Annotated in this window: 12 protein-coding genes, 1 other RNA gene and 1 pseudogene; 5 read left to right on the top strand and 9 right to left on the bottom strand. The window is 42.8% G+C overall.

Annotated elements, in window-relative coordinates; translation table 11 throughout:
- Window positions 1-392: 392 nt before the first annotated feature.
- On the top strand, window positions 393-713 hold the full coding sequence (locus tag VIN08_RS18770) for a hypothetical protein (RefSeq protein WP_331968122.1): 321 nt from the start codon (window positions 393-395) through the stop codon (window positions 711-713).
- A 206-nt stretch (window positions 714-919) separates the two neighbouring features.
- Here VIN08_RS18770 and VIN08_RS18775 read toward each other — a convergent pair whose 3' ends face one another.
- Complete coding sequence (locus VIN08_RS18775) at window positions 920-1,234, bottom strand: helix-turn-helix domain-containing protein (RefSeq protein WP_414693301.1); 315 nt, start codon at window positions 1,232-1,234, stop codon at window positions 920-922.
- Between VIN08_RS18775 and VIN08_RS28660 the strand changes: the two are divergent.
- Window positions 1,174-1,368, top strand: a pseudogene (locus VIN08_RS28660) (hypothetical protein); the annotation flags it as partial. The gene VIN08_RS18775 and the pseudogene VIN08_RS28660 sit on opposite strands and share 61 nt — an antisense overlap.
- Window positions 1,358-1,717 (top strand): hypothetical protein, encoded by a 360-nt coding sequence (locus VIN08_RS18780; protein ID WP_331968124.1) that lies wholly within the window; start codon window positions 1,358-1,360, stop codon window positions 1,715-1,717. The pseudogene VIN08_RS28660 and the gene VIN08_RS18780, both read left to right, overlap by 11 nt.
- A 444-nt stretch (window positions 1,718-2,161) precedes the next feature.
- Here VIN08_RS18780 and VIN08_RS18785 read toward each other — a convergent pair whose 3' ends face one another.
- From VIN08_RS18785 to VIN08_RS18815, 7 genes are all read right to left on the bottom strand, one after another.
- Window positions 2,162-6,454, bottom strand: coding sequence for a two-component regulator propeller domain-containing protein (locus VIN08_RS18785; RefSeq protein WP_331968126.1), 4,293 nt, complete (start codon window positions 6,452-6,454; stop codon window positions 2,162-2,164).
- Window positions 6,447-8,219: a response regulator gene (locus tag VIN08_RS18790; protein WP_331968128.1), complete on the bottom strand. Its 1,773-nt coding sequence runs from the start codon at window positions 8,217-8,219 to the stop codon at window positions 6,447-6,449. Before VIN08_RS18790 ends, VIN08_RS18785 begins: the two co-directional genes overlap by 8 nt.
- 6 nt (window positions 8,220-8,225) lie before the next feature.
- Entirely contained in the window at window positions 8,226-8,852 is a 627-nt protein-coding gene (locus VIN08_RS18795) for a hypothetical protein (RefSeq protein WP_331968129.1), read from the bottom strand.
- Window positions 8,842-9,390: a hypothetical protein gene (locus VIN08_RS18800; protein WP_331968131.1), complete on the bottom strand. Its 549-nt coding sequence runs from the start codon at window positions 9,388-9,390 to the stop codon at window positions 8,842-8,844. The genes VIN08_RS18795 and VIN08_RS18800 overlap by 11 nt, the downstream gene beginning before the upstream one ends.
- 36 nt (window positions 9,391-9,426) lie before the next feature.
- Window positions 9,427-9,753, bottom strand: coding sequence for a hypothetical protein (locus tag VIN08_RS18805; RefSeq protein WP_331968133.1), 327 nt, complete (start codon window positions 9,751-9,753; stop codon window positions 9,427-9,429).
- Between the two features lie 394 nt (window positions 9,754-10,147).
- The gene (locus VIN08_RS18810; RefSeq protein ID WP_331968135.1) at window positions 10,148-12,301 is read right to left on the bottom strand and encodes a M3 family metallopeptidase; all 2,154 of its coding nucleotides are present in this window, start codon (window positions 12,299-12,301) and stop codon (window positions 10,148-10,150) included.
- A gap of 689 nt (window positions 12,302-12,990) precedes the next feature.
- The gene (locus VIN08_RS18815) at window positions 12,991-13,191 is read right to left on the bottom strand and encodes a hypothetical protein (protein WP_331968136.1); all 201 of its coding nucleotides are present in this window, start codon (window positions 13,189-13,191) and stop codon (window positions 12,991-12,993) included.
- Window positions 13,192-13,739: 548 nt separating this feature from the next.
- On the opposite strand from VIN08_RS18815, the gene VIN08_RS18820 reads away from it, so the two are divergent.
- A complete protein-coding gene (locus VIN08_RS18820) occupies window positions 13,740-14,543 on the top strand; it encodes an Ig-like domain-containing protein (RefSeq protein WP_331968138.1) in 804 nt (267 codons plus the stop codon).
- 256 nt (window positions 14,544-14,799) lie between these two features.
- Here VIN08_RS18820 and ssrA read toward each other — a convergent pair.
- Window positions 14,800-15,191, bottom strand: a transfer-messenger RNA (tmRNA) gene (ssrA, locus tag VIN08_RS18825).
- Between the two features lie 269 nt (window positions 15,192-15,460).
- Between ssrA and dnaX the strand changes: the two genes are divergently transcribed.
- Window positions 15,461-16,582 (top strand): DNA polymerase III subunit gamma/tau, encoded by a 1,122-nt coding sequence (gene dnaX / locus VIN08_RS18830; protein WP_331968140.1) that lies wholly within the window; start codon window positions 15,461-15,463, stop codon window positions 16,580-16,582.
- Window positions 16,583-16,713: the final 131 nt, after the last annotated feature.

Here is a 16,713-nt window from a genome sequence, read left to right on the forward strand (position 1 = left end):
TCTTCTGAGAAACCCTACGAACTACAGTTTGATCCGAGTGGATTCTTTTTTTATAACTCCACCAAGTCTCTAAATAAACATTACCAGATTTACTCAAACAAGAATAACAGAACAGTTGATAAATTTATCAGTGCGGAAGTGCCATGTATCCAACTCTACGAGAAACTATATTTACTCATAGATAATGAATGGTGCCTTGATAATGGAGATGATTCATTAACTTGTCTATAACAAAACAAACCCGGCCATGAGCCGGGTTTTGTTTTTTACTGCATGAGGCTTTGAATTTTAGTTTGCTTTAGAAATGCATCGAGCAGAGCGAATACGTGACTTTTATCTCCATTCGTTGATGGAGGTAAATGGCATACTCCAAATTTAACCCCGAAGAAAAAATGAAAAAAAGATTTCAGATTTTAGGAAAATTATTGGGATTAGCGGCGGTGATCATTTTGATTGCGTGGTGCGTTATTTCATTAATAGCCAACTTGACTATTCGAACGTTGGCCGAGCAACTAACTATGCCAATCCAACTTTCAGTGATTGGATATGGATTTGCTGTCTTTGTAATTTTCACTATTTCGTTTGTAGGAACCTTGGTAAATAGAAGAAGGAAACAAGACGAAAACTTTTTTGGATTTCTATATTTTATGGTTTTTAGTACGGCACTTATCATCTTCTATCTTACTGCATTTTATCGTGAGATAATTAGGTAGTGTGTGGTGTGAGTAAAGATCTGACCATTGTGAAGAGTGAAATGAATGCAGGAAATAGGTTGATGAAATTATGTCAAAAAAACGGAGCGACCCCTACTGGTATCCTGTTGGTGTTGTGTGAAGGCAAGGGCGTAGGTTCACCAACAAGCGGTGAAATTATATATATAGTAAAGGTAAAACCCGGCCATGAGCCGGGTTTTATTTTTTTATGCATACGCCTGTTTAGTTTTAGCATCACGCAGGAGCGAGTCTATTACTTTGTAAATTACTTTACGTTCCTCTTCTGGTAGCTTCTCAATATCTTCAATACGCTGAAGCGTTTTTTTATCGAATACTTTAAGTTCGGCATCCCCCACCAGGTAATCGAGCGAAACCTCTAAAGCATTTGCCAGCTTTTTAGCGGTCTCGATAGAAGGCTTCATCTCATCGCGTCCATACTTGCCAATGATATTACGAAGCAGCCTTGGGGCGCTTCTTCCAAGTAGATCCGATGGCGTTGCAAGACCACACTTTATCTCCATTCGCTTATGGCGGTAATAACCCCGTAACACATAATGACCATACAGGGCTGATGAGGCAGTATATAGATTGGGAGCAGATCATAGCGCAGTATGCTACCATTAACATGAACCCCAATTTAGATTATGAATGGTAATTATCATTCAGAATTTTGGGATGGTGGCGGTGGAAGTGGAAATTCTGGTGGAAATGTAGGTAATCGCTCAGATGGTTCTATCAGTTATACTTCACTAGATGGTATTGCTGCCGTGCTCAACGCAATAATCCGTGGCGCTACGGGCAATGAAATTTATAATGCGGCTATGCAGGCTTCAGAAACGGGTGGATTGAGTTATTTCACCATAGCCAAGCCAAGTTCTGTAGAGGGAGGCGAGTCAATCAATAACGGAGAGTTTGCATTTGTCAGTGCTCCAGACGAACAAGCACAGCAAGGGGCGACCTGTTGTGGCAATGATACTAAAATCCATAATAATTACAAGAGCTGAATTACATGACAATCGATTTTTTCAAACGGACACTATCCAATCGTTACATAATTTTACTGATCAACATAATTATATCAATTCTATTGTTTGGTGCCATCTATCTGGTCGCTTATGTTATACTAACGATTTACCCTATAACAACATTAGGTGGTTTTTTCGAAGTTATTGATCTGCTGATCAAAATATTTGGTATTGCGCTCTATGGATATGCTCTTATTGTTTCGGCTATCTTTATACGATCTAAAGCAAAGAAAGAATCAGAGAAAATGTATGGTTTCTTATTCACACTATTATATTGTATCATCTTATTGATACTATACCACGCAGCCTAAAAAGAATGTATATCCTTGCGATCTACAAATGCAAGCTAACAATCAGGTGGATCATCAGGTATACAATCAGTAAGAGTCTTTTGATCATGGGTATATTTTTGTAGGTATATATTTAGCGAACGGTAATATCGGTGGGATTGGTGGCGAGGCGTACGGCCCATTTTTCCAATACGGCTATCAGGGCTTCTATTTTTATGGGCTTGCTTACGTAGTCGTCCATGCCGGCTTTCATGCATTCGTCCCAATCGCCTTGCATGGCGTTGGCGGTTACGGAAATAATTACCGGTTGATGGTAGCGTTTTGAGCGAATCATGCGGGTAGCTTCAAGTCCGTCCATCTCGGGCATCTGCATATCCATCAGGATGAGGTCGTAAAACTTCTCATCAAATTTCTCGATGGCTTCGAGTCCGTTCTGGGCAATCTCTACATTGGTATAGCCGAGCTTATGCAGAATGCGAATAGACAACTTCTGGTTTACCGGGTTGTCTTCGGCAATGAGTATACGCAAAGGATATTTCTTTGCAAATTCCTCTGATAACAACGGCTTGGCTACTGTATCGGCCGCCACTATATTTCGTTGTGTCGGTTGCATGGCCGTGCTTATGGCCAGGCGCAAGGCATGTTGCTTTACCGGCTTGTTCAGTATATCTGAAAATAGCTCTGCATACTGTTGCTTGCTTTCGTCACCAACAGAGCTCAATAAAATTACCGGTAAATGAGCGTGATTTTCTTTTATACCTTTCGCCAGTTGCACGCCATCCATATCGGGCATCTGCATATCGGTTATAACGAGATCGAACTTTTCTCCTTTACCAAGTATATCCAGTGCGAGATGTGCTGATGAAGCCAGTACAGGATTAAGTTTCCATTGCGTAAGCTGACTTTTCAGAATCCGCAGGTTGGTATGGTTATCGTCTACGATCAATACTCGTTTCCCTTCACAGTCGATCGCTGGTGATACAGGTTGTCGTACTACTTCATCACTGGCAGTACACGCTATGGTAAAGGTAAACGCTGTGCCTACACCGGGCTTACTTTCTACATTGATCGACCCTCCCATCAACTCCACCAGGCGCTGACTGATCACCAGGCCTAATCCTGTTCCTCCATACTTCCGTGTAGTAGACGAATCTACTTGTGTAAAGGCTTTGAACAAGCGCGAAAGTTTATCAGCAGGTATACCTATACCGGTGTCTTTTACCTGGAAGGAAAGCACCAGTTCATTGTCGCGGCATTGCTGCAAATATATACTTACAAATATTTCGCCCTGGTGCGTAAACTTCATCGCATTACCAATGAGGTTCAGCAACGTCTGGCGTAATCTGTGACTATCGCTCACAATCTGATCGGGCACATCGTGGTCGATATAGTATACCAGGTCTAATCCCAATTGTGCAGCCTTACCGGAGAATACATCCATTACACCTTCTATACACTGGCGGATACTAAAGCTGTGATAGTCGAGTTCAAATTTACCGGACTCGATCTTTGAGAAATCAAGAATATCATTGATTACCGTAAGCAATGCTTCACCGCTTCCGCGAATGGTGCTGATATATTCGCGTTGCTCAGCCGTAAGTTTTGTTTCTGCGAGAAGCGCTGCCATACCCAGCACACCATTCATTGGCGTGCGGATCTCGTGGCTCATGGTTGCCAGAAATATACTCTTGGCCTGGTTGGCTCGTTCGGCATCCGCACGTGCTGCTTCTGCTTCTTCGCGCTGATGCTCAATCTGCTGATTTATATTCTGAAGAAACATTGTCTGTGCCTGCAACTGTTCGTTCAGCACCTGCATATCTTCAGCTTGCTCTTCGAGGGCTTCCTTGCGTTGAATGGCTTCGGTGGTGCGGATCTCTACTTCTCTCTCCAGCTCTTCACGTTGTTGATTGATAGCGCGCATCCGTATACCAATAAGCATCAGAACACTGCCCACCAGGGTAAGTATCAAGGCTGTAGCAAACCACCATGTTTTCCAGAAGGGTGGCGTTACCGTTATAGCCAGTTGCAAGGTCTTGGTAGTCCAGTTACCATCTATATCCCTTCCCTTCACTTTAAATATATACTTGCCGGGATCGAGGTTGGTATACGTAACGCTACGGACTGCCTGCTCATGACTCCATTGCCTATCAAATCCTTCCAGCATATACGAGTATACTTTATGTTCGTTGGCTGTATAGTTCAGCGAAGCAAACTCGAAGGAGAAAACAGAATTATCGTGCGATAAAGTAATGGATTTGGTTTCTGTTATACTTTTAGCCAGTGGTGAATAATGCAGACTATCTGCTATCGGCACACGACTGTTGAATAATTGAAAATTGGTGAGTACGATTGGCACTTCGTAATGCTCTTGTTTTATGCTGTCCGGGAAAAAGCGGATAAATCCGTCTTCGCCACCAAAGTATATAGCACCTGATTTACTTTTCAAAAATGCACTTTGTTTAAACTCCACGCATTGCAATCCGTCACCACTGCCAAAGTTTCTGAACTTGCCTGTCTTCGGGGTAAATTCAGATATACCATTGTTTGTACTCAGCCATAAATTACCACTACCATCTTCAAGTATACCATATACTGCATCGCTGGGTAAACCATCGCTGGTACGATATACTGTAAATTTGTTTGTATGTGTGTTGTAATAATTCAGGCCCGACATGGTGCTGATCCAGAAATTACCATCAACATCTTCCAGCATCTGGTTTATACCATTGTTGCTAATGCTATTAACACTATCCTGATGTACGAACCGTGTAAATTTCTGTGTGAGCGGATCGAACATATTCAATCCGTTACCTTGTGTACCGATCCACAATTTTCCTTTTCTGTCGCTGAATACCAGGCAAACTTTATTGCCGCTGATGCTATTGGGATTATTCTCTTCGTGAAGAAAATGGGTAAAAGAATTATCCTTCGGATTAAACCTGTTCAAACCGCCATAAAATGTACCGACCCACAGATTACCATCACGGTCTTCGTGAAACGACAAAACATTATCGGAGCTCAGGCTCTTCGGATTCCGCGGATCATGACGAAAGTGTTTATATATATTCTTCTGTGGGTTATATACCGTTATACCATCGGCCCATGTACCAAACCAGAAATTACCCTGATGGTCTTCATATATATCGAGCACATAATTGCCTGCTATACTGGCCGGGTTATTATCTTCATGACGAAAGTGTTTAAATCCACCGGTCTTATTATCGAGTAAATTTACTCCTCCCCCATCGGTTCCTATCCACACGTTGTTTTGGGAATCTTCAAAAATGCTCAGTACTTTATTGTTGCTGAGGCTTTGAGGTGCAGAGGTGTGCCGGTAATGCGAAAAGTTATTGCTCTCTCTGCTATACAAATTTATACCTGCCGAAAATGTACCCACCCACATATTACCACGCGAGTCGCGATATATCGTCCATAGAGAGCTGATGCTTAGGCTGGCCAGATCTATATCATCGTGATAATACGAATGAAATGTATCGGTCTGATGATCTAATACACTCAGGCCGCCATTCTCTGTTCCCACCCAAAGATCTCCTTTGTCATCGTCCTGCAGCGCCATTACAAAATCATTGGCAAGACCTTGCGTGCGTCTGTAATGCTGAAAGGTTTTGGTTACCGGATCGAACTTATCCAGTCCGGATCCGCTTGTACCGATCCACAGCTGATGCCAGCGGTCTTCGTAAAGTGTCTTGATATTGCTATTGCTTAACGAGCCCGGAATTTTATCGTCATGAAAAAAGTGCGTGAAGGTTTTGGTCTTTCGATCAAAAAGATTGAGTCCATTTGTAGTCGCTATCCAAATGTTATGCGCGTGATCTTCGCATATACCGGTAATAGCATTGTCGCTAAGACTCGAGGTGTCGTTGTTGCTATAGCGGTAATGGGTAAATGTATGCTGCTGCTCGTTATAGACATCTATACCATCCGTTTCTGTTCCGATCCAGAGAAGTCCGTCATGATCAATCTTCAGACAGGAGATTTCATTATCCGAAATAGAATTGGTATTGCCCGCATCGTGTTTATAGTTTGTAAAATTTTCACTGTCGCGATTGAACCGGCTTATACCACCTCCGGCAGTTGCCATCCACAACCGCCCTTTTGCATCTTCTGCTATGGCATTGACGAAATTATTACTCAGAGAATTTTTATCCTTGGGATCATTGCGATATATAGCAAAGGAATATCCGTCATATTTATTGAGGCCGTCACTGGTGCCAAACCACATAAACCCGCGGCTGTCTTCATATATACATATAGCATTGCTGTGCGAAAGACCTTCGTGTTTGCCAATGTGGCGAAAGCTCAGGTCCTGGCCTGCTACACCGGAACCGACAAAAAGAATGGCTACTATAATAATGATGGTGCGCACAACTGTACTCCTGCTATATATATAGCCTACATCAGGCATTATTGTTTACTTTGATCTGCACAGCCCATTTCTCCAGCAAGATCACGAGTTCTTCCATGTTAACAGGTTTACTGATATAGTCTTCCATACCTGCCTTTATACACTCTTCGCGATCGCCCTGCATAGCGTTGGCGGTCATCGCTATAATTACCGGCTGGCTTTCGAGACAAACGCGGATCATGCGGGTTGCTTCCAGTCCGTCCATCTCCGGCATCTGTACATCCATCAAAATCAGATCATAATTTTCTTTGCTCACTTCCTCCAGCACTTCTTTACCATTCTCTACAATATCCGGATCGTATCCTAATTTACCGAGTACACGCATAGCGAGTTTCTGATTCATGCGGTTATCTTCAGCAATAAGAATGCGCAACGGATATTTCTTGGCAAAGTCGGTAGTAAGCTTTGGTTTGGCAGGTGTAGCATTCATAGCAACATCGCCTTTGTTCAACAACGCACTGAGTATACGCTGGCTGAGTTTATCGTATCGTATAGGTTTACTTACAACGGAACTGAATATCTCCGGATTTTTTTTCACGCTTTCATCGACACTCGCATTTATCAGCAGAATCGGTAACGATGGATATTGCTGACGAATTACCTGCGATAATTCCAAACCATTCATGGCGGGCATTTGCATTTCTACCAACATCAGGTCTACAGTTGTTCCATGCGATAGTATTTCCATCGCCTGCACACCGGATTCGGCAATGATCGGCACCAGCTTCCAGTATGCCAGTTCTTCTTTCAGCACATTGCGCTGCGTAACATTATCTTCTACAATCAATACACGTTTACCTTCCACACCCATCATATCCGGGTTGCTGCGCAGCTCGTGTGTTCCTTTATTAACCGGTATATTAAATTTTATTACTGTGCCTTCGTTCTCCCAGCTCTCTATACCAAACACACCGCCCATCATATCCACGAGGCGATTGCAAAGGAAGAGTCCTATACCGGATTGCTGTGCACCTGATTGTGTAATGGTATTTTTGAGAAATCTCAATTCGCTATCGGATATACCTATACCGGAGTCGCGCACTTCAAAACCAAGGTCCATCATACCGTTGGCTTCTTCGTTTCGTATCCATACCTCAACAAAGATCTCGCCCTGCTTGGTAAATTTGACCGAGTTCTCAATGAGATTGGTAAGCACCTGGCGCAGGCGTACACTATCGCCAATGATCTGCGAAGGTATACGATGATCTACCTGGTATATAAGCTCTATATCTTTCTGTGCTGCATGGCTGGCAAAAATGTCGAATATCTCTTCGATGGAGTTACGCAGATCAAAGTCTTTCAACTCCAGGGCTGCAGCATTAGACTCTACTTTAGCATGCGCCAGTATATCGCTCAGCAATATATCATTGATTACGGTGAGTAAACTTTCTCCGCAGTTGCGAATGGTATCATTAAAATCTTTTTGTTCTGCACTCAACGAAGTTTCCGACAGCAGTGTCACCATCCCCATAATACCATTCATGGGTGTGCGTATCTCGTGGTTTATTCTGCTCAGTAAATTCTTTTTTGATTGCTCTATTTCCGCTGTGGCAGCCAGCGCTTTGTTTTCTCTTTTGGCAGCATACAATAACAATTCAGCTTTTTCATTTAACTGGCGATGCAGTTCGGCTTTCTCATGCCTCAACCGGTTCATGCGTATAGCGAAGTATATAAGCAGTATACACACCACTACCGCGAGACCAATAATCTCGAGCCAGAGCTGTGTAATTGCAAGAACGGTTGCTGCTGCCAAAATAGTTATCATCCGTTTTTAAATGTTAGAAGATTTTTTATTGCTGCCAATTCCCAGGTTTATACCCAACACAAAATAGCGGCTGCTGTCAAATGTACTAAAGCTATAGATGGGAACGGTCCATCTGCCAAACGTGAAACCGATAACAGCACCATGTTCAAACTGCATCGTATTGGAATGCATCATCTGCGTGTGCTGCATACTCAGGCCCAGGTAAATCCATGACGATACTTCATATCCCAGCTCCGACCAGCTGAACACAAAATCTTTTGTGGGATCGTTATATGAAAAAGTATACTGCGACTGCGATGTGAAGAATATATCTTTCAATTGCATCGCTACATTCAAGCCGGTAGAAGCTCCTGAGAACTCTCCCATTACCGATCCCAGCAAGGGTGTTAATGAATACGTAAATTTTTTGTGCTCTCCGGTAAATTCCTTTCCGGCATATAATGAAAATGTGTTGTTGCACTCATAGTTATAACGGGCTTCGGCATACCAGTTGTTCTTCGTTTCAAAATGTACCATTGGCACAAACTCTACGGCCTTTTTATTCTGAACATAATAGTATTGTTCAAGACCGGTTTGCGCCTGTGCCTGTATGGCTGCCAGTGCTATAATGAAAATAAGAATATTATTTTTCATTTTCAATGATGATTAGTTCTGCTGTAGCCAACCTGTTGAGTAAGGATATATCTTTCAAATGCGGATTCCAGTAAAACAGCAGGAGATCGATGGGTCTCCATAACAACACCCAACTGAAAATATCAAGGCTGTTTCCGAACGCTGTATGAAGACGGTTATGTTCGTCCAGAAACATGGGAACAAATCCCTGACAGATGAGCACCATGAGTAAACTTACCGCGAGTAACCACCAGCTCCTGTTTCTGAAGCGTTTAAATTCTTTTTCGCGCATTTCCTTTTTCTTCTGATAGTGTGCACGGATAGCATACATTAAAGGCTGCGCGTATTGCTTATCAATTTCGCTGATACATTTAAACTTGTAGAAGATGGCAGTATATCGCTTGGCCGCAATAACCGATGTCTGGATATAGTCTTCCAACTGATGACTGAGCTGTCGTTTATAGATCGGGGCAGGGTCGTGCGTATTGAAATAATTATTGATCGTCTGCCGGTCTACCGTAAGGAATATATCGATTTTGTCGGATACAAGTTCGTCCATGATGACTATTCGTTGAGGGGCGAATGGGTCTAACGTTTATTTATGTTCTTGCAGACTGGCGATGATATCTACACAGATTCTGTCGAGCAGATTTACCTGGTCGGCATTGGTAAGGTTCGCTTTCAGTTGCTCTACAATTTCCAACAGCTCTTTATCTTCCAGCATCTCCAGTGTCGCTTTGATCTTGTGGCAGACACGATGAAAGATTATTGCATCGTTTTGTTTGAAGGCCATGATCAATACCTGCTGCATCTCCTGCAGGTTGTCGATCATCAGCTCGGTGATTTCTTTTTTGAAATCAGGATCACCATCGGTAAAAGAATCAAAGTTGATGAAAAGAGGTCTTCGTGCGAACGGTCTCATAACGGCAGTTTTGATTTATTTATATAGCAAAGATGCAGGCTCTTTACAGAGTACAAATCAGGGGAATACTGATTTTAAAAAATCAGAAATATGCGCTATAGAATGCCGTTAGAACATTTAGTTCATACGATAGGGCTATACGTTGGGAACGTTTTTCCCCTAAAATAAAAACGGCTCACAAAGAGCCGTTTTAAACAACAGAATTTCGATATCGAAGAGTTTTTCTACAGTCACAGTATCAGATATTCGCTTAGGGAATATCAGGAAAATCCTGATGCGTACTAAAAGCCGATATTACTATATGTTGGCACTGTTACTTTTGTTTACCAGCATGCTTTCTCTTTATTCTATAGTTGCGTTGCAACATCTATAGCATTACCATGCCTGCTATACTTTATCGTGCTGCCGGTAATTTTTGTGTCAAGCCTCTTTCTTCCATCAGTTCATCAATCTTTGGATCGCGACCACGGAACAGGCGATATGCTTCTGCAGGATCGATGGTGTTGCCCGCAGCGAGCACATACGTAAAATACTTTTTACTGATGCCTTTGTCATACGGACCGCCTGCTTCTACAAAAGCCTGGTACGCATCGGCAGAAATTACTTCCGACCATAAGTAGCTATAGTATCCTGCGGAATATCCATCATCGCTAAACACGTGCAGGAACTGTGGCAGTCTGTGGCGCATGGCTATAGCCGAAGGCATTCCTATAGCGGCCAGTGTTTCGCGCTCGTAAGCAGCGGCATCTATTTTTTTAGAACCTTCCAGGTGCAGCTTCATATCTACTATAGCTGCCGACAGATATTCCACCGTGGCATATCCTGAGTTGAACGTGCGCGAATTATATACTTTATCAATCAGTTCCTTCGGTATAGGTTTACCGGTTTGATAGTGCAGCGCATACGCATTCAATACTTCGGGTGTAGTAAACCAATGCTCCATCAGCTGCGATGGAAACTCTACATAATCGCTGGCTACATTGGGCGATTGCAACGATGGATACGTTACGTTAGATGAAAGCCCGTGCAGCGCGTGGCCAAATTCGTGGAACAATGTTTTGGCATCATCATACGAAATCAACACCGGCTCACCGGGTTTACCTTTTATAAAATTACTGTTGTTGGAAACGATCGGTATAGCGCCACCATCCAATGTATACTGGCCGCGGTAATTATTCATCCATGCACCGGAGCGTTTACCATTGCGCGCATACGGATCGAAGTACCAAAGCCCTACTACTTTGTTATCGGCTTTATTTCGTACTTCCCACACTTTTATATCCGGATGATATACCGGTATAGAATCTACCGGTACAAACGAAAATCCGAACAACTCACCGGCTACCCAAAACATACCTTCGCGCAATTTCTCGAGTTGCATATAGGGCTTCAATTCGTTCTGGTCAAGATCATACCGCTCCTTCCGAACTTTCTCTGCATAGTAACTATAGTCCCACGGCTCTATCGTAATAGAAGCACCTTCTTTTTTGGCAAGGCGTTGCATATCGGCTACTTCTTCTTTCGCGCGGGCAACAGCAGGCTTCCATACAGCTTCCATCAACTCCATAGCGCGCTCGGGTGTCTTCGCCATTTTATCATCGAGCATCAGGTGTGCATGTGTTTTAAATCCTAACAACGCAGCACGCTCTGCCCGCAGTTGAAGTATAGCAGCGATCACTGCTTTGTTATCATTCGCATCGCCATTATCGCCACGGTTCTTAAACATCTTCCATGCCTTTTCGCGCAATGCACGATTGGTAGAAAATGTAAGGAACGGATCAATAGAAGAGCGTGTGTTTGCGATAGCCCACGCATCGTTCAGATTTTTAGAAAGCGCATACTCTTTGGCTGCATCTACCAGGTTCTGCGGCAAACCTGCCAGGTCTTCTTTCTTCGAGATGGTTAAGTATATATTGCTTTCATCCGCCAACACATGCTGACTGAACTTGGTGAATAACTCTGCCAACTCCTGGTTGATACTTGCCAGTCGCGCTTTCGCGGTAGCATCCAGCTGTGCACCGGAATGAACAAAGCGTGTATAGTCGAACCATGCCAACCGTTGTTGCTCCGGTGTAAGCTGCTTCAACGCATCGGACTCATACACGGCTTTTACCCGCGCAAATAATTTTTCATTCTGAACGATCTTATCATTGAAGGCGGCCAGTTTAGGATTGATCTCACTCTCAATTTTCTGAAAGGTTGTATCGCTCATGTTGTTCGACCATATATAGAACACGGTGAGTACGCGATCAAGACTTTTACCGGCCCGCTCCAAGGCAGCAATTGTATTTTCAAAATCCGGAGCAGCTGTGTTGTCTGCTATAGCATTTATCTCGCCCAGCTTTTCATTCATCGCGATTTCAAATGCGGGTTTAAATTGATCCAGCGTTACCTTGTCAAAAGGAGGAACGCCACCGTAAGAACCTTCCCAGGGTTTTACCAGAAAATTGTCTGATTCGTTGTTCACAGTTTTAGTTGTTGTCTTGTTATCGCAGGCCACCACGCATACCGCCAGTGCCATACTACCGAGATATTTTAATATTTGCATAACACAGAGGGGTGAAAGAGTTATCTGGTAAAATTAACGGTTTTTTATTTGTAACTGCCCATTAATAATTTACAGGAAATCGCGCTGTAAAATACATTCACGATAGCATCGTTTGCTCTGGGGAAGTTTTATTTTATACCCAACCTACACCTGCCGGAATACCTGTCTCCCATCGCCTCATTCCTGTATATATACCTTTGTACCGCAGACTGCCACAGTACAAAAAATTTATTAATATCAACAGACATGCAGCTGCACATGAAAGTTTCCAAACTGGTAGTGAATGAGGTGATCCCGGGAGAATGATACCAAAATAAAAATATAGTATATATAAATACTACCGCTATATTCAGATCTTTAATTGGCCTTAGTTTTACCGGGCTATAGATCTTCTCTTCAGCATTATATATACACCTGCACAAAGTGCAACCGCGATAACTGCCAACAGAAAATAATAATAGGAATCGATCGTACTTTCAACCGAGCACGCATGGAATGTATACCTCGCTCATCACTCACCAATTTACCGGACACAGAAAAATCCTGAGCAAACGCTGCACAGGGAGATGATATAGCCAAATGATTTACTAATTCGTGTTACAGGGAAGCTGAGTAAGTATAGCCTATGTTTAAGTCTCTTTTCTTTCATCAACAAACTATCCGGCATACCCAGTATAAATTCGCTCCGGTTATACTGCAGCTCTTCGAGCAACAACAACGCGCGACTCTTCTCCAATATTTGTATCTTCGCTATAATTTTCTTTTGAACTATATTTTTGAAGCCAGGCTATACAAGCCAGTGCCTCTTCATATACAGGAAGCGATTCTTCTGTAATAAACTGTGCTTCTTCCAGTTCATATTCGCCACGCATCTGGTCTATCAATTCCATAGCCCGTTGCAATGTACTATACGAGGCGTGCAGATATTTTACCTGCTCTTGTTTACCAGCAAAATTTGCATACTGCTGAAGTCCATTGCCTTATCGCGTAACGTTCGCAGCAGATATATATCGGACACCTTAGTTTAAAACGCTGCTTCAGCTCCGGAGGAGCTACCGTAATTATATATAGATGAACAATTGACTTCTCAGAATTTGCAGTGGTGCACTTCTGCAAAAGAAGTAGGCACGATAACCGGGTGCCTGCGTTAATGGAAATCCAACTTCAACAGATATTCAATTATCACATCTTTATGTGGTATATAGTACATATCTAGTCGTTAAAATTCAATCGGGAAATTCAGAATTACCCGCAGATTGATTCATAATGCCTCATTCTATTCTTTACTGAAGGTATAGCCAGATTTTTATGTATGATGTTAAAACATTAAAAAACAACGGAATGCTTACACGCACAAGATTTGGGTGTAACCACATTTACACAACCCCGTATAATGGGCTACGTTTGAAAAAAATATTATCACCAAAAAGTAACCTTAATGAAAAAAATCTACAGTCTATTGTTTGCGTCAGCAACAGTTTTGGCAATCTCCTCTTGTAGCGATGATACCGTGCGCGTTTCACAGGTATCTTTAAATTCAAACGCTATGACTCTCTTTATTGGAGAGGACTCTACGTTGACAGCCACGATTACTCCTGGCGATGCAGAAAACAAGAATCTTACCTGGACCAGCAGCAGCACAGCCGTAGCAACCATTGATGCCGATGGAAAGATCACAGCCGTATCTCCTGGCACTACCACTATTACGGTAACTGCAACGGACAATACTGATAAAACTGCAACCTGTACTGTTACCGTTGCAAACGGCTACTTGTATAATTCTGAAAGAAATGAAATAAAATCATCCGTTTATGGAAACTATACTACTGAAACCGGTGGAGGTTATCAGTTTTGGTTCTTCCCAACAGTAGAAGATGATGGTACCTTTGATGATGCCAACGAATATATCTGGATTGATATTCCAAAGGAAATGATGGGAACAACGTTCCAGCTTACAGAAGAGAATAATTACGACTGGGGTTGGTGGATAGAGTACAGCATTAATAATGGCGAAACTTTTTATCAAGGTTTTGGATCTCCTGACGAAATGGAAAATGTTGTGAGCGGCACTATGCGTGCTGATATCACGGGTACCAATTCCTTTACAGTAACATTTGATATTTTATTTGATGACGGCAAAACATTGAAGGGTACATATTCTGGTACAATGCCGGAAAATGAAGATTACTATGGTGGCGGCCGTGTAGAAGGTAGAAAAGCTTTTAACAGGGGAAATTTCTAAGAATTGATCCACCTAAAAAAAACTCACTCTGAAGATATACTTCGAGGGTGAGTTTTTTTATTTTAAACATTACAAGATATATACTTCATCTTTGAATGAAGTTGAAGTTCCAAAACAAAACATTTTAATAGTAACGAAGCTGCTATCGAATGGATTCTTCAATGATATAGGAAACTATAGATATAGGTGGCCTGATGTATTGACTATAAATATAAAAGCCCCGGTCTTTGCAGATCGGGGCTTTATATTTTTAAAGAAGTGGAGCCGCAGAGAATCGAACTCTGGTCCAGAGAAGATGAACTCGTACCTTCTACATGCTTAGTTGACTTTAATTGTCGGGTACAGCAAGGCAGGCAACAGCCAAACTATACCGTAGTTACTGTGTCTTAGCCGCGCTTAGCAACATCGCGCAGAGCAGTTCTGCATTACGACACCGCTAACCAGCACCTGCAAAACGACAATGCTGAGCGATGATGGCTTTCCCGATCTTATCGGGACGAGGCGTAACTTAGCGTATCGCTAAATTAAGCAGCCATGGCGTAGTTAGACTCGCCAAGTATGATTCAGGACTATCTTTCAAGGCTCTCATCCTATGAGCCTGCATGCTTACATACGACCTCAAACATCCTGTCAAAACCGGTCGGCCCCGATTTTTTTCCAAACAGGAAAACATTTTGGTCTCGTATAAAAACGAAAATGCATTCTTGTTTCAATGAACACACCGGAAATGCGTCCGGCACAAGGGAGACAAATATAAAACGAAAAAAGTTTCGAGCCCCATCTCCACATAATTCTCTACACTTATGCCATTAAAATCTTCACATACAAACGCATCAGCGTACACACATACCCACGTAAATACTTATCAACGTTAATCCATTGCTAATTGTCATTTCAATTTTATCTTGCACCCTCGCATGGAAAATTTTGTTGTATCGGCACGTAAATATCGCCCTACGGGGTTTGACGAAGTAGTTGGGCAAGAGCACATTACTACTACGCTCAAAAATGCTATCGATAATAACAAACTGGCCCAGGCACTTTTATTCTGCGGACCGCGCGGTGTAGGTAAAACAACGTGCGCCCGTATCGTGGCACGCCTCATCAATGGTTTTGAAGAGCGAACAGAAAATAATTCGCTCAACATTTTCGAACTCGATGCTGCGTCTAACAACTCCGTTGAAGATATCCGAAACCTCATCGACCAGGTTCGCTATCCTCCTCAGTTCGGAAAATTCAAAGTGTATATTATAGACGAGGTGCACATGCTCTCCAACGCGGCCTTCAATGCTTTTTTGAAGACGCTGGAAGAACCACCTTCGTATGCCATCTTTATTCTGGCTACCACTGAAAAGCATAAGGTAATTCCTACCATTCTTTCACGTTGCCAGATCTTTGATTTTAATCGCATTCAGATCAGTGATATTGCCAATCACCTGAAGAAGATCGCCCAGCATGAAGGTATACCTGCAGAAGATGAAGCACTGCACCTGATCAGTCAGAAAGCAGACGGAGCTTTGCGCGATGCACTCTCCATCTTCGACCTGATGGTAACATACTCTTCCGGCAAAGGCGTTATGTTCAAGAATGTGTTGAGCAACCTGCACATTCTCGATTACGATTATTACTTCCAGGTAATCGATGCCCTGCTATCACAAAATCATACACAGCCGTTGTTGCTGCTGGATGAAATTCTGCGCAAAGGTTTTGACGGCCATAATTTTATTGTCGGATTGAGTGAACACTTGCGTAACCTGCTGGTGTCGCAAGATGCACGCACCGTACAACTGATGGAAGTGCCCGATAGTGTTAAGAAGAAATATGTGCAGCAGGCACAAACCTGCCCGCCATCCTTATTACTCACGTGGTTGAATATTGCCAACCAGTGCGATATACATTACAAAGGCAGCAAGAACCAGCGTCTCTCAGTGGAACTTTCATTGATGAAAATGGCGCATGTGGGCAGCGTGTTGAAGGCTGATCAACTTTCTTTTTCCAATGGACTTGCTGATGCAGGCTTAAAAAAAAAATTAGTGTAGAGTCTGAATCGTCTCCTGAGAAAGCAGAAGAACCTCAGCCACCAGCCCAGCAAGCTACTTCTACTACTTCTACAACCACTACAACTTCTTCTTCTCCCGCTGCCACGGAACCTCCTGTTGCTCCGGAAGAG

The organism is Ohtaekwangia sp., from assembly GCF_036568665.1.
Taxonomy (GTDB): Bacteria; Bacteroidota; Bacteroidia; order Cytophagales; family Cyclobacteriaceae; genus Ohtaekwangia.